Source organism: Carboxydothermus islandicus (genome assembly GCF_001950325.1).
In the GTDB taxonomy this organism is placed as follows: Bacteria; Bacillota; Z-2901; order Carboxydothermales; family Carboxydothermaceae; genus Carboxydothermus; species Carboxydothermus islandicus.
Genome location: NZ_BDJL01000038.1, coordinates 51,883 through 73,473, shown reverse-complemented (window position 1 = coordinate 73,473; position 21,591 = coordinate 51,883). Strand labels below are relative to the sequence as shown.

The window sequence follows — 21,591 nt, the reverse complement described above, 5'->3', positions numbered from 1 at the left end:
GAGGTGCCGGGTGTGAAGAAAAAGTTTTTAGCAATAGTTTTGGTTATAGTGCTTTTAGGAGCCGGTTATGGAATTTATGCTTATCTTGACAGTAAAAATTACGTTACTACCGATGATGCCAGGGTGACTGCCGATATTTACAGTATTGGCGGCAAAACCGGCGGTAAGGTAAAGGAAGTGAAAGTTCAGGAAGGTGATGAGGTAAAAGCAGGTGAGCTTTTAGTAAAATTTGAGGATGATTTAGCCAAAGCTCAGTTAGAGCAGGCCCAGGGGGGATTAAGTGCAGCTCAAATGCAGTTAAAAAAGGTGTTAAAAGGAGCCAGGGTTGAGGATGTAAACGCAGCCAGGGCTTTATACGAACAAGCGCTGGCTGGCTATAATGGGGCCAAGGAAACATACGAGCAGCTAAGTAAAGACATAGATGACCTTCAGAAAAAATATGATGCTTTAAAACCATTACTGGCAAATCCAGCTACCCCTCAGGAGGTAAAAGACCAGGCCAATGAACTTTTAAAACAAATTGCCCAGTTAAAGTACCAGCAGTTAGCGGCCAAGACCCAGATGAATACTGCCCAAGCTGGCGTAAAGGCAGCTAAAAGTAAGCTTGATCTGGCCCTAAACGGTGCCCAGCTCGAAGACATCAAAGCGGTAGAAGCTCAGGTTAAGGTACAGGAAGCAGCTTTAAAACTTGCCAGGTTAAACCTGGAGGCTACTGAAGTAAAGGCACCGGTAAAAGGCCAGGTAGTCAAAGTCTGGATAAAGCCCGGGGAGATTTTGGCTCCAGGCCAGGCTGCTGTATCTTTAGCAGATTTTAATAACCTCTACGTTACCGCTAACATTCTGGAGAAAGAGATCAGCGGGGTTAAGGTTGGAGGTTCGGTTAAAATTTACGTGGATGCTCTGGGGGGTAAAGTCTTATCTGGCAGGGTAGAGTCTATTGGTAAAGCTACCCAATCTACTTTTAACCTCTTTTCGGCCGATAGCTTTACCGGTAGTTTTACCAAGGTAAGTCAACGGATACCGGTAAAAATTAAGCTTTTGGAAAAGCCAGAAGGGCTTGTTCCGGGCCTTTCGGCGACGGTCAAAATTAAAAAGTAAATTAAAAAGCCGGTTTTTTTCTAAATGACCGGCTTTTTTGCTATTTATAAATTTTTTCCCAGGTAAGGAAGAATAGTTTTTATGAGCTTTTTAATTAATTTTAGTTCCCTATAAGAGCATTTTTGCAGTAAATATAGTAGTTCCTGGTCGATGTTTTGGGGCAAATTATAAGTACCGGTTTCTTCCTGAACTCCAGCAATATCGGTGGTGGTTTTGCCGAAGATTAGATAATCCAGTGACAAATGCAAACATTTTGCCATGTTTACTAAGACGGGAAGGCTCATTTGTCGTTCTCCTCGTTCTATTTGTCCTACGTAATAATCGGAGAGCCCGAGGAGTTCGGCAATTTCTTCCCGGGAAAGCTCAAGCTTTTCCCTTTCTTCTCGAATTCTTTGCCCGATAGCTTTAATATCAATTTCCAACTTTACTCACTCCCTGTGGATATAACTTTATCGAAATTTGTTGTCAAGAAAAATTTGCAATTAGCATAAAAATATTATTGGCAAATAGCCTGAAATTATGTAAAATGATGTAAAAAATAAAGGGAGTGAGCGGGGTGGGTAAAGTGGATAAAATTGAAGTTGCCAGAAATATTTTACATAATGCTGCCAGGATGAACATGAATAAAGAAATTATCCTGAAAATCAGCCAAAAGGTAGATCAGTACATAGTGGAACACTTTAATAAAAACAGTAGTCAAAAAGAAGGCAAATAGCATAAATATTTTATTTGCAAAAAGCTTTTTATGTATTAAAATAAAAAACGTACGGGGGTAAATTTGCTAAGGTGGGGGCAAAAAGGAAGTGCGAACGGGAAGAAAGAGCTTGGCCTTTAATTTACTATTAATCGGAGGATTGCTTTTAACATTTATATTATATTTTTTAAAGAAGGATGGAGATTTGATCTGGAACATTTTCTTAATATTTCAGATAGTTTGGGCTATAGGGCTTAGTCTGCTTTTTAAAGAAGTAAGCGTTCAAGCAAATACCGACGCGCTTACCGGGTTATTTAATCGAAATTATTTTAATAAGATGTTAAATAAAATAAAAACCAAAGGCCCAATTTCCTTACTCTTAATTGACCTTGATAATTTTAAAAATATAAACGACCTTTACGGGCACCTTGCAGGAGATGCTGTATTGCAAAAGGTCGCCGAGATTCTAAAAAATGTTACCAGAAAAGTAGATATTATCGTTCGCTGGGGTGGAGATGAATTTGCGGTTGTGCTTTGGGAAACTGAAGAACAGGAAGCTTTAAATATTGCCCAACGCATTAAAACCCGGATAGAAGACTATGATTTTGCTTTTGGGCAAAGCCGGGTTAAGATTTCCGTAAGTATTGGTATTGCTTCAATGAAGGAAGACGTCTTAAACGATAAAGACCAGCTTTTTAAAACTGCTGATGAGGCCCTTTATTTGGCAAAAGGAAAAAAGAAATTAATAACATTAAGTACTTGAGGCTCCTGGATTAACCAGGAGCCTTTTTTTCTTAGGTGCTAAGGGTTTTGTTCTTATGGTCGAAAGTACTTTTAAAACGGCCCTTTTTTGCTTTTACGGTATCTATGCTATTATAAAGTCAAAAGCCGTTATTATTAAAGAGGTGTTTTTTGGTATGGTGAAAAAAATTACCTTACTATTATCAATAGTAACCGGGTTAATTTTTTTTGCTGGTTGTCAAATCGGGGTAACAACCGGAAAAACTCAGCGGACTGTAGGTATCCTGGCAGCCAGCAGAGATCGGGAAGAAAAAATTATTGGCTTAAAACAAGGTTTGGCCGAACTGGGGTTTACCGAAGGAAAAGATGTTACCTATGTTATTTTAAATGCCGAAGGTGAGCGGGAACAGCTACTGCCTTTGGCTCAGAAGTTAGTCCATGAGAAACCGGATGTGCTGGTTGCAGCAGGGGGTGTGGAAGCGGATGTTTTAAAAACGGTAGTCCGGGAGCAGAATATCCCTATTGTATTTATTGGAGTTGCTTCTTCTGTAGAACGCGGTCTGGTAAAAAGCTTTATTAAGCCGGGGGGACAAATTACCGGTGTAGATAATTATCACGGGGAATTGGCCGGAAAAAGGTTGGAGTTGTTAAAGAAGTTGCTGCCGGCGGTGAATAAGGTTATAGTTCTCTATGACCCCAAGGTACCTCCCGGTTATGCCAGTTTGAAAATTGTTCGAGAGACGGCCAAAGATTTAGGGATAGAGATTAAAACTATCGAGGTAAGTTCACGGGCAGAATTAAAAGCAAAACTGAACCGTCAATCTCTTCAGGGATTTGATGCTATTCTCCCTTTGTCCAGTTTTTTGCTGGAAACTTTAACACAGGATTTATTAACCCTTTCTCTGCAAAATAAGATTCCAGTTATGGGTATCTTTGAACAGGAGGCGGACCGGGGTTATTTTGCAGCTTATGGAGTTTCCATGTACAACCAGGGGTACCAGGGGGCCAGGATCGTAGCCAAAGTTTTGCATGGCCAACAGCCGGAGCAGATTCCTGTAGAAACACCGGATAATCTGGAATTGGTGGTAAATCTGCGTACAGCAAAGAAGTTGGGACTTAAGCTTAACGAAACCGGATTGAATTTTGCCAAAACGATTATTAAATGAGATTGAGGCGATTAGGGATGAATATCTGGAATCGAATAAAAGTAAAGGTTTTAGCTTTTGGTATTATAATGTCTATTGTTCCTCTGGCTTCCCTGGGGTATCTCAATGTCCGGGCCGCCGAACAGGATATGCTGGTATCCATCCAGCAACGGAACACTGATCTGGTAAAGGGGATAGCTATAGACATCGGTCAGGTAATTTCCGGAATAGAAGATAAAATTTCCGCTGCCGGTAATGTTTTCGGGGAAGCGCTTTTGCAGCAGGATCGGGAAAGCCAGGAAAAATTCCTTTATATCTTTTTACGGGATATACCGGCCGTTGAAGATATTAGTCTATTGGATGCCTGGGGAAGAGAGGTTGCCCGGGTATCCAAACGGGAAGTAATTACTACCCAAAAACTGTCCCAAGTGGACCCGGAACTCTTAAGCAAAGAAGGGATGGTCAAAAGCTATCAGACTTCTGACCAGCGTACTATGGTCAGTTTAATTATCCCTGTTAAAAATTTGCTGACCCGGGAAGTTAAAGGTGGTTTTTATGTTCAAGTTAATTTAAGAGCTATTATGAATACCGTCCTGGCCAAGTACGGTAACCAAAAAGGCGACATTTTTGTAGTTAATAGAGAGGGTAAATTAGTTGCCCATGAAGATTTCAGTCAGGTTTTAAAACAAACGCCGGTAAGCTCCAGCCTTGCTGTCCGCCGTTTTATGGAGGGGAAAGAGAATGGAGGCAGATTACCTTTAAGATATGTATCCTTTACCGGCGAGGAAGTATTGGGGGTTTATGCTCCCATTAAACAATTAGGCTGGGCAACAGTAGTGGAAATACCGGTCCGTGAGGCTTATCAGCCTGTTACTGCCTTGAAAATCAAGTTTCTAATAGTAACTATTTTAGTGGTAGTTTTGGTTGTCATAATCAGTATTCTTTTTGCTTTGCGGTTTACCAAACCTATAGAAGTCTTGGAACAAGGGGCCAAACGAGTGGCTGCCGGCGAATTGAACTTGGTCTTGCCTAAAACTACCAATGATGAAATCGGTCAATTGGTAGATGCTTTTAACTTTATGACGCAACAGATAAAGCAAAAATCTGCAGAGCTTATTCAAACGGAAAAAATGGCAGCTTTAGGTCTACTGGCTGCTGGAATAGCCCATGAAATTAATAATCCCTTAGCTACTGTTTCGGCTTATGCTGAGGACCTGTTAGAGCGGATTAGTGAAGAAGATGTAAAGGAGCTTCACAGCTCCGGGGAATTGGCGAGATACTTACAGGTAATCTGTAAACAGATCGAAAGGTGCAAAAAAATTACCGGAAGTTTGTTGAATTTTGCCAGACAACCTGCCGGTCATATGGTTGATATAAATCTTAACGAATTGCTGGAAGATACTTTAGCCCTGGTTAATCACCGGATTAAACAACTCGGCATCCAGGTTGAGAAAGAATTTAATGTAGATTTGCCTGTGGTTAAAGGGGACCTTTCCCAGCTACAACAGGTTTTGCTCAATATTATCGGTAATGCTCTGGATGCTATGGAAACAACGGGAGGTCGGCTTAAACTGGTTACTGAAAAAAGAGAAAAAGATTTAGTAATTAAAATAATTGACACCGGAACAGGCATTGCCCAGGAGGAGCTGAAGAAAGTTTTTGATCCTTTCTATACTACAAAACCGTTGGGTAAAGGTACCGGACTTGGACTATCGATTTGTTACGGTATTATTAAAGAAATGAAAGGGGATATTCAAATTAGCAGCCGGTTAGGTAAGGGAACAACGGTAACTATTATTTTACCGTTAGAGCGGAAAGAAGGTGAGAAAGATGAAGGAAACAATTAAAGTTCTGGTAGTTGATGATGAGGAAAATTTTCGGGATTTGCTTATTCAACGATTAAACCGGAAAGGCTATGAAGTTAAGGGAGCGGGAACCGGTGAAGAGGCACTCCAATTTTTAAAGGAAGAAACTTTTCATTTAGCAATTTTTGATATTAAAATGCCGGGAATGGATGGAATAGAACTGCTGCAACGGGCCAGGCAATTAGATGAAAATCTTCAGGTGATTATCCTTACCGGGCACGGTACCATAGAATCTGCCATTGGAGCGATGAAGCTTGGGGCTTATGATTATTTAACCAAGCCCTGTAATCTGGCAGAGCTGGAGATTACCCTGCAAAAAGCATATGAGAAAAGGCAGTTACTGGAAGAAAATTTGGGAATGAAAGAAGTTTTGCGCAGGGATAGAAGTTCCAAAATAATTGTTGGTAAAAGTCAGGCTATTACCAGGGTGCTGGAGTTAGCGAAAAAGGTGGCGGCTTCCGACTCACCGGTGCTGATTGAAGGAGAAAGCGGTACCGGTAAGGAATTAATTGTCAATGCAATTCACCAGTGGAGCAATAGAGCTCAGCAACCATTGGTTGCTATCAACTCCGGAGCCTTACCGGCCCAACTTCTGGAAAGCGAGCTCTTCGGTTATGAAAAAGGAGCTTTTACCGGAGCCTTAACCACAAAAATGGGTTTAATTGAAAGCGCTCACCGCGGGACTCTATTTTTGGATGAGATCGGTGAAATGGAACTGGGACTACAGGTAAAACTGTTAAGATTTTTGGAAACCGGTGAGTTTCGGAGAGTCGGCGATGTCCGTTTACGCAAAGTGGATGTCAGGGTAATAGCGGCTACCAACCGAAATCTGGAAGAAGAAGTAGCTAAAGGTAATTTCCGGGAAGATCTATATTACCGGCTGAATGTCATCAAGATTCGGGTTCCCCCTCTGCGGGAACGGAAAGAAGATATACCCTTATTAGTAGAGTATTTTTTGCAAAAGGTGGGTAACGGAGTAAAAAAGGAACTTACTCCGGAGGCCATGAAGGCTCTCATGAGTTATGATTATCCCGGGAATGTCCGGGAACTTTTCAATATCCTGGAACGGGGGCTGCTACTCAGTACCGGGAATAAAATTCAAAAGGAAGACCTTTTTGGCTGTCTTCCCCGTGAAGAGGAACCGAAAAAGATTTATACTCTGGAAGAAATGGAAAAAAGATATATCAAACAGGTTTTGGAGGCGGTTCAATGGAATAAAACCAAAGCTGCCGAACTGCTGGGAATTAGCGTTCGCAATCTTTATCGTAAAATTGAGGAATATCAATTAAAGAAATAACTTAAACTGTACCCCTGACATTTTGACACGATAGTATGACAAAATGTCAGGGGGTTTTTTATTATTGTCCAGTTTTTAAAGCTTTTTGGTGCTGGCATGATATTTGCTTTTCTAATAAACGAAAAAATAAACTCTCCGGGGAGTTATAAAATGGAATTTACCGTTTAGGTTCAAAAATATTTAGTGGTGTGGATTACTGCTAAGGTTTGTGAAAAGAGTGTTAAAGTTTATCAGTTCCGGACTGCGGTTAAAACTAACATTGAAGTAAGTTTTTGGGGGATTCGTAAGACTGGAACGCTTGGTTTTAACAGTAACAGCTTACTTTGTGATTGGAAAGGGGAATAAGCAGTGAGCGCTGATAAAAAATGGGCAATGGTAATTGATTTGCAAAAATGTATTGGTTGTGATGCTTGTACGGTGGCCTGTAAAGCAGAGAACCGGACTCCGCCGGGAGTGACTTACAATATCGTAATTACGGAGGAGAGGGGAACTTTTCCCAGTGTTACCAGGGTTCATGTGCCCAGACCCTGTATGCAGTGTGACCGGCCTCCCTGTGTTCAGGTTTGCCCGGTAAAAGCGACTTATAAAATGGAAAACGGGATAACCGCTATTGACTATGACCGCTGTATCGGTTGCCGCTATTGTATTATAAGTTGCCCTTATGGAGCCAGGTATTTTGACTTTGGATTGGATTACAGCCAGGAGATGGTTGGATGTAATGAGGTGCAGGCTCCGGAATACGGTGTCGACCGGGGCAAACGGGAGAAGGGTAAATCTCCAATAGGGAATGTTCGCAAATGCACGTTCTGCTATCACCGGTTGTTGCGCGGAGAAGAACCGGCCTGTGTTGAGGTTTGTCCGGGAGATGCCCGCTATTTTGGCGATCTTAACGATCCGGAAAGTGTGGTCTCTAAATTGGCAGCAAGCCCAAGGGCTTTTGTTCTTAAAGAAGAGATGGGGACTAAACCCAGAGTCATCTACCTGAAATAATTGTAAACGATTAAGAGGAGGATGTGAGTGCGGTGAAAAACAGCGAACGATTGACTAAAGCCTGGTATGGGGTACTCGTCTTATTAATGGCACTCGGTGGCTGGGCGATTATCGAACGAATTCGGGTCGGATTGGTCGCTACTAATTTGACCAGTGAGACGACCTGGGGGGCCTGGGTAGCCTTTTATATCTTTTTTGTGGGTTTAAGCGTCGGCACTTTTCTCCTGTCTACTATGTTTTACGTTTTTAAAATAGAACACTATGAGAAAATTGGACGGGATGCCTTGCTGGTGTCCATTATTAGTATGGTTGTGGCCTTGTGTTTTATCTTATTGGATCTGGGAAGGATGGAACGCTTCTGGCATACCTTCCGTTACTGGAATTTTACCAGCATGCTGGCCTGGGAAGTTCGTTTTTATGTAATTTATATTGGCTTATTAATTGCTGAACTCTATTTATCCATGCGACAGGATTTAATTCGGGTTGCTAAAGGAACAGGGTGGCAAGCAGCTCTGGCCCGCTTCCTTACTTTTGGCAGTACCGACCTAAGCGAAGAGTCCAAAAAACGTGACCACAAATGGTTGAAAATTTTAGGCTCAATTGGAATTCCCATTGCTATTTTCGGAGTTTTAGGGGGGGAAGGTATGCTTTTTGCAGGGGTTAAAGCCCGGCCCTTCTGGAATAGCGGACTTCTCCCGGTAATCTTAGTTGTATCTGCTCTGGTCGCGAGTATCGCTCTCTTACTGGTGTTTTATGTGATCCGGACCAAGTTGATGGGACGTGAGGTTGATAAGGAAATGGTTAAATCCCTGGCCGGACTCTTAGCCTTTTTTCTCCTTATAGAAGCGGGTATGGAATTCTTTGAATTTTTTGTTGGAGCCTATGGGCTACAAGATACGGAACTGGCTACCATCGAAACTATTTTTCAAGGCCCGTTTTCCTGGTTATTCTGGGGGATACAAATATTTTTGGGAGTAGTTGTTCCGTTGTTTATTTTCTTTAACCCCAGGCTGAAGGAATCGGTAAATGCTATTACCTTGGCGGCTATTTTGGTAGTAATAGGCATTTTAGGCGTACGGTTTAACATTGTGGTACCCCCTTTAATTGTACCGGTGTTACAGGGGTTACCCTGGGGTTATTATTATCCTTCTCCGGTTGAATGGCTTAGTAGTTTAGGAATAGTGGCTTTTGGCCTGTTTTTATATACGGTAGCCATTAAAGCATTACCAATAGATACTGTTGAAGAATTAAGGGAGGGAAAATAATATGGATCAACAAAAGAAGCCGGCTAAAATCAGCCGAAGAAGTTTTCTTAAAACCAGCGCTGTTCTGACGGGGGTAGGTTTAATGGCAACTGCAGCTTTAGGGTCGGAACAGTCAGCGGTTGAATCCTGGTTTTTAGATGATCCTCACGGGACGGGTAAAGAAACCTTAGACTACGGTGCCGAAGATGTTATCTATACCACCTGTGAACAGTGTAATACCCATTGTACAATAAAAGCGGTAATCACCCCTGCTAAAGGAAACGGTCCTACTTCTTATATTAGAAAGATAGCCGGCAATCCTTATAGTCCCCTTAATATGCAACCTTTTGGACAGATTCCGTACAAGACTCCTGTGGATGAAGCAGCTAAAGGTAGCGGTGATATAGCCAAGGAGGGACGAGGTTTTAGGGGTGGACGGACCTGTCTTAAAGGCCAGGCCGGCATCCAAACTGCTTATGATGCTTTGCGAGTGCAAACGCCTCTGAAAAGGGTTGGTCCCAGGGGAAGCGGGCAATGGCAAAGTATTAGCTGGGAGCAAGCGTTAAAGGAAATTGTCTATGGCAGCCCCGATCTGGGAACTCCAGGGCTAAAGAGCATCTGGGCCTTTGTTTCCGAAGAGGAGGTAATGGCCGATTGGGAAAAGGTGAAAAAAGGAGAGATGTCCCAGGAAGAATTTGATGCAAAGTATAAAGATGTGCTTATCGACACTAAACATCCGGATCTGGGACCCAAGGCTAATCAAATTGTAGGCTTTTTTGGTGACCGGCGGGATTTTTTCAAAGAACGATTCTGGAGCCAGACCCTTGGCAGCATTAACAGTCTTGACCATGCTGGTGTTTGTGGTGTCAGCGGTGTAATCGGGAATGTGCAATCGTTTAATTCAGAAAAACCGAAAAAGCGAATGTACGCCGATGTGGATAATGCTGAGTTTCTTATTGTCTGGGGAACGGACCCGCTGGTGGCCAACAAAGGACCTACCTGGCTTGCGCCCAAAATTATGAATGCTCTCAAAAGAGGGATGAAGCTGGCGGTGGTGGACCCAAGATTGAGCCGGATTGCTGAAAAGGCTCATATCTGGGTACCGATTAAACCGGGAACCGACGCGGCTTTAGCTCTGGGTATGGCCCGCTGGATTATAGAAAACGAGCGTTATGACTTAAGATATTTAACCAATCCCAACAAGGAGGCAGCAAAAGCTGACGGGGAACCGACCTGGTCCGATGCAACTTATTTGGTCAATTTGACCGCAAAAGGAAAGCCAAAGCTAAGGGCCAGTGATCTCGGGATTGGAACGGAAGAACAGTTTGTGGTAATCCAGAATGGCAAGCCTGTACCCCATGACCAGGCTACCGAAGGACAATTGGAAGTGGATACGGTCATTAACGGTATCCATGTCAAGTCGGTGTTTACCCTGTTTAAAGAGCGGGTTATGGAGTACACCATTGAGGAATATGCCAGGATTTGCGAAATCGACCCGCAGCTGATTATCGAACTGGCCCGGGAGTTTACTTCTCATGGGAAAAAAGCGGCTATTACCTCCTACCGGGGCCCGGCAATGCATACCAATGGTTTCTATAATCTGCGGGCTATTAACTGCCTTAACCACCTGATCGGTAACTATGACTGGAAAGGGGGCAGTATGACTACCGGGGCGAAGTTTAATCCTTTCGAGGGCAGGTATGATCTGTTAAAAGTACCGAAAGGATTTAAAGCCTGGGGCATTCCGCTGGTACGGAACAAGGTTGTTTATGAAAAGACAACACTTTTTGAGCGGGATGGTTACCCGGCCAAGCGTCCCTGGTTCCAGTATTCCGCTAACAATATTCATGAGGCTTTACCCAGTGCTGCTGAAGGTTATCCTTATCCTATCAAGGCCCTGTTTATTCATCGGTTCTCTCCCATATTGTCGGTGCCTGTTGGGATGGCCCACAGAGAGATTTTAAAAGATCAGAAAGCTATACCCCTTTTGGTGGTATCCGATGTGGTTATCAGTGAAACAGCTGCTTATGCCGATTATATTTTACCTGATTTAACTTACCTGGAACGCTGGGGATTTGAAGTTATCTATCCTAATTTCCCCCTGAAAGAAACCCATATTCAACAACCGGTAACCCGGGTTTATCCTGAAGCCCGGCAGATGGAAGATTTCTTTATTGACCTGGCCAAGGAGTTAAAGTTGCCGGGGGTGGGAGCCGGGGCTTTTCCGGATGGGAGTTCCCTGGACAGGGCCGAGGACTTTTACCTTAAGCTGGTGGCCAATATTGCCTATGATGGGAAAAAGCCCGTACCGGAAGCGGATGACAAAGAACTGTTAATCTTTGAAAGGGCAAGAAAAAGAGCGTTGGGGAAGTTTTTTGATCTGGAGGCCTGGAAACGGGCGGTAAAGCCGGAAGAGTGGCGTCGGGTGGTCTATGTTCTTAATCGGGGAGGTAGATTTGAAGAGCAGGGGAATGAATATGACGGTCCGTACCTTAAGTATAAATTAGCTTCTGAGGTTAATTTCTACGCCGAAAAAGTGGCCAAAGGAAAACATTCATTTACCGGTAAACCTTTAGACGGCCTGCCCAGGATTGAAGAAATCGCTTATTATAACGGAAAAAAGGTGGAGAATGCTGATTATCCTCTTATTTTCATTAACTGGAAAGCAAGACATATCGGACAGCACCGTACTATCAGCGATGCCTGGCTACGGGAAATAGAGGCGGAAAATTACGTTTGGATTAATCCGGTAGATGCCAAAAAACGCGGGATTAGTTCCGGAGATACCATTAAAATTATATCTCCAAACTTTGAAGTGCAAGGTAAGGCCCTGGTAACTAATGGCATTAAACCCGGAGTAGTGGGATGCAGCTATAATTACGGCCACTTTGCTTATGGCGCATCTCCCGTTTGGATTGACGGTAAAAAAATTGATGCCGTTCAACCCTACGGGCATACCCAATGGGTGGCAGGAAAAAATGATATCGGTTTTGCTTTGGGAAGGGGTACTGGTTTTGCTGCCAATGCCGTTCAACTGGTAGATGTAACATTGAAAAATGCTTGTTTGTCCGATCCTATTGGCGGCGGAGCCAGTGAATTGGATACCCGGGTGGAAATAGTTAAGGTTTAAGCTTGTCGAGAATATTATTTTAAAAAGGTTGGTTTAGAATTGAACAAAAAGGCTTTGGTGTAACCAGAGCCTTTTTGTTTTTTAGGTGTAGTTAATCGGGCATGACGGTATGGCAAGCTTCAGGGCTTATTTTTTTGAGTTGGTGATTATCATCTTACCTATAGAGGCTTTAAAAAATTTTTGCTTTTTTTTAAAAAAGTAGTAAACTTTAAATGGTAGAAAGACTCTTAAGGGAGGTAAAATTAAAAGTGCTAATAGATTTAATTAACCAGCAAAAGGTAATCCCCGCGTTAAGAAATCCTGAAGATTTTCGTGAAGTTTTAAATATTCCTTCGGTAAAAATAATGTTTTTGCTGTTTGGGGATATTAACTCCCTGGGAGACTATTTAAAACATGCCAGAGCTGCCGGGAAAAAGTTGATTGTCCACTTTGATTTAATTGAAGGATTGGGAAAAGATGAAGCAGCGGTCAAGTATTTGGTCAAAGCCGGGGTGGAAGGGATAATTACCACAAAAACTTCAATTGCCCGGCAGGCTAAAAAAGAAGGAATTGTTGCCATTCAAAGGCTTTTTATCATTGATTCGGAAGCGGTTAGAAGTGGCTTAAAGCAGCTTGCTGAATCAAAACCTCATGGAGTGGAAATCCTTCCAGCTACCGTTCCAGCAAAAATCATCAGGGAAATTAAAGAAACTTCCCGCCTTCCGGTGATTGGCGGAGGGCTAATTCAAGGGGAAGAGGATTTAAAGGAAGCATTGTCCAAAGGTTTTACAGCGGTAAGTACCAATAAAACAGCGCTTTGGTTTTTAAGTAATGTTTAATAATTGTGAAAAAATGAACATTTTTAGAATTGTAAAAATATATTGACAAATTACTCTTCTTAGACTACACTTAATAGCAGATGAAGATTTGTGGCGGGAGAACAGGAGAGCCTTTTAAGTAAAGGGAGATGCTTTTTACTTAAAGGCTCTTTTTGTTTTGCCAATGTTAATGGATACTGTATGCGGGCTGGAGAAATGGAGAGCCCTCCAATTGGGTACAGGCTTACTGTATCCAGGGAGGGCTTTTCTATTTATTAAAAAAATAAGGAGGGGATAACAGAAAAGAGGGGGCTACTAACACTGTTTCCTAAAATACTTTAAACAAAAATTTCAGGAGGGAAAAAGAAAATGACAGCATTTATTGGTGAATTGATTGGTGTGGCAATTATCATCTTATTTGGTGGCGGTGTTGTCGCAAACGTTGTTTTAAACAAGTCGAAAGGTCAAAATTCCGGCTGGATTGTGATTACTGCTGGCTGGGCTTTTGGGGTGGCTATTGCCGTTTATGCTACCGGAAAATTAAGTGGTGCCCATTTAAATCCTGCGGTAACCATTGCTTTAGCTTATCTTGGACAGTTTCCCTGGGCTAAAGTTCCGATGTACATTGTCGCTCAAATATTAGGCGCATTTATTGGTGCTGTCCTTGTGTGGTTAGCATACCTTCCCCACTGGGCGGAAACCGATGATCCAGGAGCAAAATTAGGGGTATTTAGTACGGGCCCTGCTATTAGAAATTATCCCGCAAACCTTCTAACAGAGATTATTGGAACGACTACTTTAGTTTTCGGGGTACTTGCTTTAGGCGTAAATAAAGAACCTGCTGCATCTGGTTTAGCTCCCCTTTTGGTAGGTATTTTGGTGTGGGCATTAGGTTTATCCCTTGGTGGTCCTACAGGCTATGCAATTAACCCGGCCCGGGACTTAGGCCCCAGAATTGCTCACGCAATCTTACCTATTCCCGGCAAAGGAAGTTCTGACTGGGCTTACTCCTGGGTGCCGATCGTAGGGCCTATCATTGGTGGTTTAATTGGGGCGATTTTATATCAAATGGTATTTTAATCAAGTATAATACAAACCGGGAGGGAATTTCATGACGAAAAAGTATGTTCTGGCTCTTGACCAGGGTACCACCAGCTGCCGGGCAATCTTATTTGACCGGGACAGCAATATCGTGGGCGTAGCCCAGAAGGAGTTTACCCAGCATTATCCCAAGCCGGGCTGGGTTGAACATGATCCGGAAGAAATCTGGAGCACTCAGTACGGGGTTATTGCCGAGTTAATGGCCCGTTACAACGTAAACCCTGAAGAAATTGCGGCTATTGGTATTACCAACCAGCGGGAAACCACGGTAGTTTGGGATAGAAATACCGGAAAGCCTGTATATAATGCGATTGTCTGGCAGTGCCGGAGAACTGCAGGGATTTGCGATGAGTTAAAAGCAAAAGGCTTAGAAGAAAAGGTTCGTTATAAGACCGGTCTGGTTATTGATGCTTATTTCTCGGGCACAAAGATTAAGTGGATTTTAGATAATGTCAAAGGTGCCCGGGAAAAAGCCGAAAGAGGCGAACTGTTATTTGGCACCATTGATACCTGGCTTGTCTGGAAGTTAACCGGCGGAAAAGTCCATGTTACCGACTATTCCAATGCTTCCCGGACGATGATTTACAATATCCGGGAGCTTAAGTGGGACGAAGAACTTTTAGCGGAACTTGGCATTCCGGCCTCGATGCTTCCGGAAGTAAAGCCTTCAAGTTACATTTACGGGGAAACCGATCCTAATGTTTTCTTTGGTCATGCTATTCCGATTTCCGGTATTGCCGGAGACCAGCAGGCGGCCTTATTTGGTCAAACCTGCTTTGAACCGGGAATGGCTAAAAATACCTATGGTACCGGTTGCTTTATGCTGATGAACACCGGTGACAAAGTTTATGAATCGAAAAATGGTCTCTTAACCACCATTGCCTGGGGGATTGACGGTAAGGTAGAATATGCCCTGGAAGGAAGTATCTTTATTGCCGGTGCAGTCATTCAGTGGTTGAGAGATGGGCTAAAACTTATTGAAAGCGCAGCCGATTCGGAATATTTTGCTTCTAAAGTGCCCGATACCGGTGGGGTATACATCGTTCCTGCCTTTGCCGGACTTGGGGCTCCCTACTGGGATATGCGGGCGCGGGGCACGATTGTAGGCTTAACCCGGGGTACTAATAAATACCACATCGTAAGAGCTGCATTAGAATCTATGGCCTATCAAACCCGGGATGTTTTATCAGCAATGGAAGCTGACTCGGGCATTAAACTTCAGACTCTCAAAGTAGATGGCGGTGCTGTTGCTAACAATCTCTTAATGCAGTTTCAGGCCGATATCCTGGGAGTTCCGGTAGAACGGCCGGTAAACATTGAAACTACCGCCATGGGTGCTGCTTACTTAGCAGGTTTGGCCGTTGGGTTCTGGGTCGATAAGAAAGAACTGGTTGCCAAGTATAAAGTAAGCCGCCGTTTTGAACCGACTATGGATGTGGAAACGAGAGAAAAATTATATAAAGGCTGGCAGCGGGCAGTAACCCGTGCCCGGGACTGGGAAGTAGAGGAGTAAAACAAAATAAACTGGCTGGAGACTAAGAACGCCGTATTGCCATCCTTTGGGATGGCTATACGGCTTTTTTAATAGTGGTATGTGGTTGGTGGTAAGTGGTTGGTAACATACGACTTACGGTCGACCACTGTAAATTTGTTTAATAGTAGCTAAAGCTGCTCCCATTTTAAATAGGCAACGGGTGGGATATGGATGAAGAAACTGAAAACAACGGTTTTAATTATCGGTGGAGGCGCTACCGGCACAGGACTTTTAAGGGATTTAGCTTTAAGGGGCATAGATGCCCTATTGGTGGAACAAAAAGATATTGCTCACGGGGCAAGTTCGCGTTTTCATGGACTTTTACACAGCGGAGCCCGGTATGCTGTCAAAGACCCGAATGCGGCCCGGGAGTGTATTGAAGAAAACTTAATTTTAAAGAAAATTGCTCCTACTTGTGTCGAAGAAACTGGAGGATATTTTATTGAACTAAATTCCGATGACCCTGCATACACCGCAAAATGGCTTGATGGGTGTCAAAAGGCGGGGATTGAAGTTCGAGAAGTGGACCCAAATCATCTAAAAAGGGAATATCCCTTGTTAACAAAAGAAGTAAAGAGAGTTTTTGAAGTTCCCGATGGCACTGTTGACGGCTTTCGTTTGTGCTGGGCCAATGTCTGGCAGGCTGAAGAGTATGGCGGAAGGTATTTAACCTATCACCAGTTGGAGGGTTTTGAAAAGCAACACGGACGGTTAACTGCAGCTAAACTTCGTTCGTCCCTTACCGGCGAGGAAGTTTTTGTAGAATTCGAAGTAGCGGTAAATGCTGCCGGTGCCTGGGCGGCGGAGGTAGCCCAGCTTGCCGGGGTAAAAGTGAATCTTTTACAAAATAAAGGTACCCTAATTGCTTTTAACCAGCGGATTTTTCAAAAAGTATTTAACCGCTTGCGGCCTCCCAGTGACGGAGATATCTGGGTTCCACACCATACAATAACTATTCTGGGCACGACTTCTGTTAATGTTGATAACCCGGAAATATTAAGACCAACTCCCGAAGAGATAACAAAGCTTTTAGAAATTGGAAAAGAGCTAATTCCTGAAGTTTTAGAACTAAGGATGTTGCGAGCTTTTGCGGGAATTCGGCCGTTATACTTGGGAGAAGAAAGCAATAGCCAGGATAGCCGGAGCATTTCCCGGGATTTTGTCATCATTGATCATGAAAAGAATGATGGTTTAAAAGGGCTTATTAGTCTCGTAGGGGGCAAACTTACCACCTATCGGCTAATGGCCGAAAAAACCGGTGACTATATAGGAAAGCTTTTAGGGATTGATAGGAAGAGTAAGACTTCAGAAATTCCGTTGACTCCAGCACTTGCGGTGGAAGAGAAGAATAGAATTGCCCGGCGTTATATCGTACGCGCACCGAAAATTGAAGAAAGGTTAAAGGGTGTTACTGAAGAAAAACAGGTGCTTTGCGAATGTGAAGGAGTAACGGTGGCTGAAATTAAAGAAGTGGCCCGGTGGGAAGATACCCATAATTTAGAAGACTTACGGCGGAAAACCCGCCTGGGGATGGGCACCTGTCAGGGCTTAAACTGTGCCCACCGGGGGTTAGGGGTTGCTTTTACGGAGTTACTGGAAAAATCTCAAGAGCCGTTAGAACAGCTTAAAGAGTTTCTTAAAAACCGCTATGCTGGGCAAAAACATCTTCTCTGGGGTGAACAGCTGCGGGAAGCAGAGCTTTTAACCGGTCTATACGGGTGTAATTTTAGTCTCTTTGGAGGTACGGACGATGTATGATTTAGTTGTAATCGGGGCAGGAATGAGCGGTTTAATGGCTGCAGGAGCGGGAGCCAGAAGGCAAAAAAAGGTTTTGGTTGTGGCTAAAGGCCAGGGGGCTTTAAGCTTGTCTTCCGGCTGTATCGATTTTAATCCCGGGCTTTTAGAAAGAGAAGAAGGCAGTCCTTATTTTAAAGTACGAGAGGTAGTGGAGGAGAGCTTTAACTTTTTTAAGTACTTAGTCAAAAGGTGTGGATTAAATTATGTAGGTTCACCTTCTGAGCAGACCAGAATTTTTACGACCCTTGGGACGGTAAAGAACTCCTGCCTTGTTCCGGAAAGCATGTTTCTGGAAAATCCTGATAGTTATGAGCGAATTATAGCGGTTGGCTTCAAGGGTTATTTCGATTTTTCTCCTAAAATGTTTCTTTATTACGCTAAAAAAAGCGGGATATTTCCCGGTTTAAAAGAAACCGAGGAAGTTTACTTTGAACCCGGCGTCAGAACCGTTAATACTACCTGGCTTGCCCAGGCTTTAACCAGAGGGGAGCTAAAGGAAAAGCTTATAGCTTTTTTAAAACCTTATGCCAGGCCGAAAACTTTAATGGTCTTTCCGGCAGTTTTGGGAGATTTACCGGAAGATAGGCTTTTTAAAGAAGTGGAGGAAGTATTAGGAGTAAAGGTAGTGGAACTTCCCGGGGGTTTTCCGTCTGTTCCCGGTCAAAGGCTCCATAAAGCATTGGTTAGCAGCTTAAAAGAAATGGGAGTAAATTTTCTCTTTAATGCTGAGGTAATAGGATATAAAAAAAATTTAAGGCAAGTAACTTCGATTAAAATTAAAGAATCTGGCGGACGGGTACGGGAGATTTCTGGTAAAGCTTTTGTGTTAGCTACGGGATCTTTCTGGGGTAAAGGTTTGCGGGCTAATACAGAGGAAATTTGTGAGCCAATCTTTCAGTCTAAAGTTTATCTCCCCCGGAACTTTGCCGAAGACTTTAACTTTTTAGCTTCTGGGATATATACCGATGAGTATTTGCGGCCAATTAAGGAATTAGAAAATCTTTATGGGGCGGGAAGTATTTTAGCGAACTCGAATTATTTAAAAAATAATTCCGGGCTGGGGTTAGCTTTAGCTACCGGCTATAAAGCGGGGCTTTTAGCTTTGGGAGATGGGGAGGTGAGGAGAAATGCTTAAAGATATTTCTCTGGAAACTCTAAATCATTGTGCCAAATGTTCCACCTGTACCGCTAACTGTCCTGTAGCCAAGGTAAATCCTGATTTTCCCGGCCCCAAAGCGGTTGGCCCCGATTGGCTCAGACTTTCTTTAAACGCTGAAACGAAAGTAGATTACCCCGAAGGAATAGAGTACTGCTCTAACTGCAAAAACTGTGAAATTGCCTGTCCCTCGGGAGTTCCGGTGGCGTCGTTAAACCAGCTTACCCGGGCGGAAAAATTAAAGAAAAAAGGATTTAGATTAAGGGAAAAGCTTTTTGCCAATCCCCGCTTGCTTGGAAGGATTGCGGTAAATTTTGCTGGTTTGGTAAACTTCTTTACGAAGATAAAAATCTTTCGACTGATAGGCAAAACCCTTTTTGGAATATCAGAAAATATTTCTTTTCCGGCATACGCTCACAAGAGTTTTTCCCGCTGGTTTGGTAGTTACCGGCAAAAAGTAAATAAACCGAAAAACAAGGTTGTATATTTTCCGGGCTGTTTTACCGAGTATAATAAGCCGGAAGTTGGAGAAGCTCTGGTGAAAATTTTAAACCGCTTAAATTACGAGGTTATCGTTCCGGAGTTTAAGTGTTGCGGTCAGCCGGCAATAGGCAATGGTAGACTTGATACTGCTCAAGAATTTGCTCATTTTAATTTAAGCCAGCTCAAAAAATATGTAAAGGATGGGACTCCCGTACTGTTTTCCTGTCCAAGCTGCCTTTTAACTTTTAAAGAAGAGTACGGGGGGTTACTTGGAATCGAAGAAGCAAGGGAGTTTGTGCCGTATTTCTACGAGGCTGGTGAGTTTTTAAGGGGACTGCAAGAAATTGATAAACTGTTGGAGTGTGAGCCAATAGAGGGCAAGTATGCGTATCATGAACCGTGCCATTTAAAAGCATCGGGAGTAGGAACTCCGGGGTTGGAGCTTTTAAACGAAGTGGCGGTTAATAAAATAGTGCCGTTGGATGCCGGATGTTGCGGCCTTTCGGGAAGTTACGGCTTAAAGGCAGAAAAAGAGCCGATAACCGAAGCTATCGGCCAAAATCTAAAAAAGGCTATAGACCGCCATGCACCCGAAGCTCTTGTTACCGAGTGCGGGATGTGCGGAGTGCAGCTTAACAATGTAAGTGGCCTGCCGGTGTATCATCCGTTAGAGCTTTTAGCTGAAAAAATTACAAAAGAAAGCTAAACCTGCCTGAACGCGGCAGGGCTGTGTAGAATTTAAGGTTGAAGCAGGAAATTCGAAATTTTAAGTTTACGTAGCATTACACATAATTGCTATGCTTTGTAAGGCAAACGGAATCTGGTATAATGTCCTAGAGATTGCCCAAAAATATTAGCAACAAAAGCTAAGGGGGCAGGACTATGTCCACCCAAATGAGGTTAACCGACACTAACTTGTTGGATCTCCTGAATTCGGAGGAATACTCTTGGCTCTTAAAAGAGTTTCGGGAACAGCGGTTTTCGAAAAAGGCAATTATATATACTCCGTATACTGAGAAAAACCTGGTATTTTTAGTTAAGTCCGGGAGGGTAAGGGTTTATCTTACCTATGAGGATAAGGAATTTACCTTAGCTATTTTGGAAGCAGGTGATATTTTCTGCACCCATACCAGGGCTTTTATCCAGGCAATGGAAGAAACAACTATATTGTATACCGATATCCATAACTTCCAAAATATTGTTGTTGAGTTCCCGGCTTTTAGTTTAAATATGGTTAAAGTATTGGGGGATTTACTTAAAAACTCCCTTACCATAATTAATGGCTTGGTTTTTAAAGATGCTCGATTGAGACTTGCAGAATTTTTAGTTCAAGCGGCGACGGATACGGGGATAAAGGTACCGCAGGGAATAAAATTAGAGCTTGGTTTAAATACGGAAGAAATTGCTTTGATGTTGGGGACTACCCGTCAAACGGTTTCGGTTCTGCTCAATGATTTCAAAAAAATGGGGATCTTAGAAAGGGTGAACCAGCGAACACTCTTGCTAAAAGACTTACAAAAATTAAAGGAAATTTCCTCAGGCGTATAGTTTGGAATTTCCAAAATGATTTGTCGATTTTCTTGGAAAACTGTCGGATAAACGACAGTTTTTTTTTTATCTTTTCGCTATGCTAAGAATAGCGTAAATTCGTAGATCGTTTTCAAAAGTTGTTCATTAAAGATATTACTTAAATGTTAGGAGTTGATGAAGGTGTTTGAAAAAGGACTGAAAATTGCTGTTTCCGGCAAGGGCGGGGTAGGAAAAACAACCCTGGCTGCATTGCTCTGTTATATTTTTGCCCGTGAGGGAAAGAAAGTACTGGCTGTGGATGCCGACCCAGATGCCAATTTGGGCACAGCTTTAGGGTTTCCGGTGGAGGTTTTAGAAAAACTGACGGCCATTTCCGAGGATAAAGAGCTTATCAAGGAGCGGACCGGTGCTGAACCGGGAACCTCCGGTCAGTACTTTATCCTGAATCCGCGGGTTGATGATATTCCTGAAAAATATGTGGTAGAGCACGATGGCATCCTGTTGATGCAAATGGGTAAAGTAATCAGAGGTGGTTCGGGGTGTGCCTGTCCGGAAAGTGTTTTACTTAAACATCTTCTCCGTCACCTGGTTTTAAAAGCCGAGGAAACTGTGGTTGTTGATATGGAAGCAGGTCTGGAGCATTTAGGGCGCGGTACGGCAGGAGGGGTAGATGCTTTCATAGTTGTAGTTGAGCCGGGTAAGCGGAGTTTTCAAACAGCAAGAGCGGTAGTAACTTTAGCCAGAGATTTAGGAGTTACTAAGGTTTTTGCAGTGGCTAACAAAGTGCGTCCGGGAGATGAGGAAATAATTCGAAAAGAACTGAACTTTTTACCGATTTTAGGTTTCATTCCTTACAATCCGACACTAATTTTAGCAGATTTATCCGGGGTAAGCGTATTTGAACAAGCTCCCGAAATCGTTGCCATAGGTTATAGAATTAAAAAACGCTTATTGGAAGAAGTGAAAAAAGAGAGCTGAATGTTCGTCTA

The 21,591-nt window shown here is 43.1% G+C and carries 18 protein-coding genes; 17 read left to right on the top strand and 1 reads right to left on the bottom strand.

The genetic code is table 11. The features are described 5' to 3' along the window. The first annotated feature begins 12 nt into the window (after positions 1-12). Positions 13-1,098 carry an HlyD family secretion protein gene (locus ciss_RS06840; protein ID WP_075865541.1) on the top strand — a complete coding sequence of 362 codons (1,086 nt, stop codon included), beginning with the start codon at positions 13-15 and terminating at the stop codon, positions 1,096-1,098. 44 nt (positions 1,099-1,142) lie between these two features. Here the strand turns inward: ciss_RS06840 and ciss_RS06835 are convergent, their stop codons facing one another. Then, positions 1,143-1,520, bottom strand: a complete 378-nt coding sequence (locus tag ciss_RS06835) for a helix-turn-helix domain-containing protein (RefSeq protein ID WP_075865540.1) — start codon at positions 1,518-1,520, stop codon at positions 1,143-1,145. A 134-nt stretch (positions 1,521-1,654) separates the two neighbouring features. Between ciss_RS06835 and ciss_RS06830 the strand changes: the two genes are divergently transcribed. The 16 genes from ciss_RS06830 (at position 1,655) to ciss_RS06755 (ending at position 21,580) form a co-directional block, all read left to right on the top strand. Beyond that, positions 1,655-1,813: an aspartyl-phosphate phosphatase Spo0E family protein gene (locus tag ciss_RS06830; RefSeq protein ID WP_075865539.1), complete on the top strand. Its 159-nt coding sequence runs from the start codon at positions 1,655-1,657 to the stop codon at positions 1,811-1,813. 184 nt (positions 1,814-1,997) lie between these two features. Continuing rightward, on the top strand, positions 1,998-2,555 hold the full coding sequence (locus ciss_RS06825) for a GGDEF domain-containing protein (RefSeq protein WP_166503998.1): 558 nt from the start codon (positions 1,998-2,000) through the stop codon (positions 2,553-2,555). Between the two features lie 154 nt (positions 2,556-2,709). Continuing rightward, complete coding sequence (locus tag ciss_RS06820) at positions 2,710-3,699, top strand: ABC transporter substrate-binding protein (protein WP_075865600.1); 990 nt, start codon at positions 2,710-2,712, stop codon at positions 3,697-3,699. Positions 3,700-3,716: 17 nt separating this feature from the next. Continuing rightward, a complete protein-coding gene (locus tag ciss_RS06815; RefSeq protein WP_075865537.1) occupies positions 3,717-5,525 on the top strand; it encodes an ATP-binding protein in 1,809 nt (602 codons plus the stop codon). Continuing rightward, positions 5,509-6,840, top strand: a complete 1,332-nt coding sequence (locus ciss_RS06810) for a sigma-54-dependent transcriptional regulator (protein WP_075865536.1) — start codon at positions 5,509-5,511, stop codon at positions 6,838-6,840. The genes ciss_RS06815 and ciss_RS06810 overlap by 17 nt, the downstream gene beginning before the upstream one ends. 348 nt (positions 6,841-7,188) lie before the next feature. After that, positions 7,189-7,830, top strand: a complete 642-nt coding sequence (locus tag ciss_RS06805) for a 4Fe-4S dicluster domain-containing protein (protein WP_075865535.1) — start codon at positions 7,189-7,191, stop codon at positions 7,828-7,830. 23 nt (positions 7,831-7,853) lie between these two features. Next, positions 7,854-9,095 carry an NrfD/PsrC family molybdoenzyme membrane anchor subunit gene (nrfD, locus tag ciss_RS06800; RefSeq protein WP_235837266.1) on the top strand — a complete coding sequence of 414 codons (1,242 nt, stop codon included), beginning with the start codon at positions 7,854-7,856 and terminating at the stop codon, positions 9,093-9,095. Between the two features lies 1 nt (position 9,096). Next, positions 9,097-12,204, top strand: coding sequence for a molybdopterin-dependent oxidoreductase (locus tag ciss_RS06795; RefSeq protein WP_075865533.1), 3,108 nt, complete (start codon positions 9,097-9,099; stop codon positions 12,202-12,204). Between the two features lie 248 nt (positions 12,205-12,452). Continuing rightward, a complete protein-coding gene (locus ciss_RS06790; RefSeq protein ID WP_077177498.1) occupies positions 12,453-13,022 on the top strand; it encodes a glycerol-3-phosphate responsive antiterminator in 570 nt (189 codons plus the stop codon). Positions 13,023-13,370: 348 nt separating this feature from the next. Further along, complete coding sequence (locus ciss_RS06785) at positions 13,371-14,081, top strand: MIP/aquaporin family protein (protein WP_075865531.1); 711 nt, start codon at positions 13,371-13,373, stop codon at positions 14,079-14,081. A gap of 31 nt (positions 14,082-14,112) precedes the next feature. After that, the gene (glpK, locus tag ciss_RS06780) at positions 14,113-15,615 is read left to right on the top strand and encodes a glycerol kinase GlpK (RefSeq protein ID WP_075865530.1); all 1,503 of its coding nucleotides are present in this window, start codon (positions 14,113-14,115) and stop codon (positions 15,613-15,615) included. Positions 15,616-15,807: 192 nt separating this feature from the next. After that, positions 15,808-17,394, top strand: coding sequence for an anaerobic glycerol-3-phosphate dehydrogenase subunit GlpA (glpA, locus tag ciss_RS06775; protein WP_075865529.1), 1,587 nt, complete (start codon positions 15,808-15,810; stop codon positions 17,392-17,394). Beyond that, positions 17,387-18,568, top strand: a complete 1,182-nt coding sequence (locus ciss_RS06770; protein WP_075865528.1) for an anaerobic glycerol-3-phosphate dehydrogenase subunit B — start codon at positions 17,387-17,389, stop codon at positions 18,566-18,568. The genes glpA and ciss_RS06770 overlap by 8 nt, the downstream gene beginning before the upstream one ends. Further along, a complete protein-coding gene (locus ciss_RS06765) occupies positions 18,561-19,778 on the top strand; it encodes an anaerobic glycerol-3-phosphate dehydrogenase subunit C (protein ID WP_075865527.1) in 1,218 nt (405 codons plus the stop codon). The genes ciss_RS06770 and ciss_RS06765 overlap by 8 nt, the downstream gene beginning before the upstream one ends. Positions 19,779-19,954: 176 nt before the next feature. Continuing rightward, positions 19,955-20,620 (top strand): Crp/Fnr family transcriptional regulator, encoded by a 666-nt coding sequence (locus tag ciss_RS06760; RefSeq protein ID WP_075865526.1) that lies wholly within the window; start codon positions 19,955-19,957, stop codon positions 20,618-20,620. Positions 20,621-20,776: 156 nt separating this feature from the next. Next, positions 20,777-21,580 carry an ATP-binding protein gene (locus ciss_RS06755; protein ID WP_077177491.1) on the top strand — a complete coding sequence of 268 codons (804 nt, stop codon included), beginning with the start codon at positions 20,777-20,779 and terminating at the stop codon, positions 21,578-21,580. The last annotated feature ends 11 nt before the right edge of the window (positions 21,581-21,591 follow it).

Coding starts and splice junctions, on each gene's coding strand:
- ciss_RS06820 (WP_075865600.1), top strand. CDS start 2,710: ATGGTGAAAAAAATTACCTTACTATTATCAATAGTAACCGGGTTAATT.
- ciss_RS06815 (WP_075865537.1), top strand. CDS start 3,717: ATGAATATCTGGAATCGAATAAAAGTAAAGGTTTTAGCTTTTGGTATT.
- ciss_RS06810 (WP_075865536.1), top strand. CDS start 5,509: ATGAAGGAAACAATTAAAGTTCTGGTAGTTGATGATGAGGAAAATTTT.
- ciss_RS06795 (WP_075865533.1), top strand. CDS start 9,097: ATGGATCAACAAAAGAAGCCGGCTAAAATCAGCCGAAGAAGTTTTCTT.
- ciss_RS06785 (WP_075865531.1), top strand. CDS start 13,371: ATGACAGCATTTATTGGTGAATTGATTGGTGTGGCAATTATCATCTTA.
- glpK (WP_075865530.1), top strand. CDS start 14,113: ATGACGAAAAAGTATGTTCTGGCTCTTGACCAGGGTACCACCAGCTGC.
- glpA (WP_075865529.1), top strand. CDS start 15,808: ATGAAGAAACTGAAAACAACGGTTTTAATTATCGGTGGAGGCGCTACC.
- ciss_RS06770 (WP_075865528.1), top strand. CDS start 17,387: ATGTATGATTTAGTTGTAATCGGGGCAGGAATGAGCGGTTTAATGGCT.
- ciss_RS06765 (WP_075865527.1), top strand. CDS start 18,561: ATGCTTAAAGATATTTCTCTGGAAACTCTAAATCATTGTGCCAAATGT.
- ciss_RS06760 (WP_075865526.1), top strand. CDS start 19,955: ATGTCCACCCAAATGAGGTTAACCGACACTAACTTGTTGGATCTCCTG.
- ciss_RS06755 (WP_077177491.1), top strand. CDS start 20,777: ATGAAGGTGTTTGAAAAAGGACTGAAAATTGCTGTTTCCGGCAAGGGC.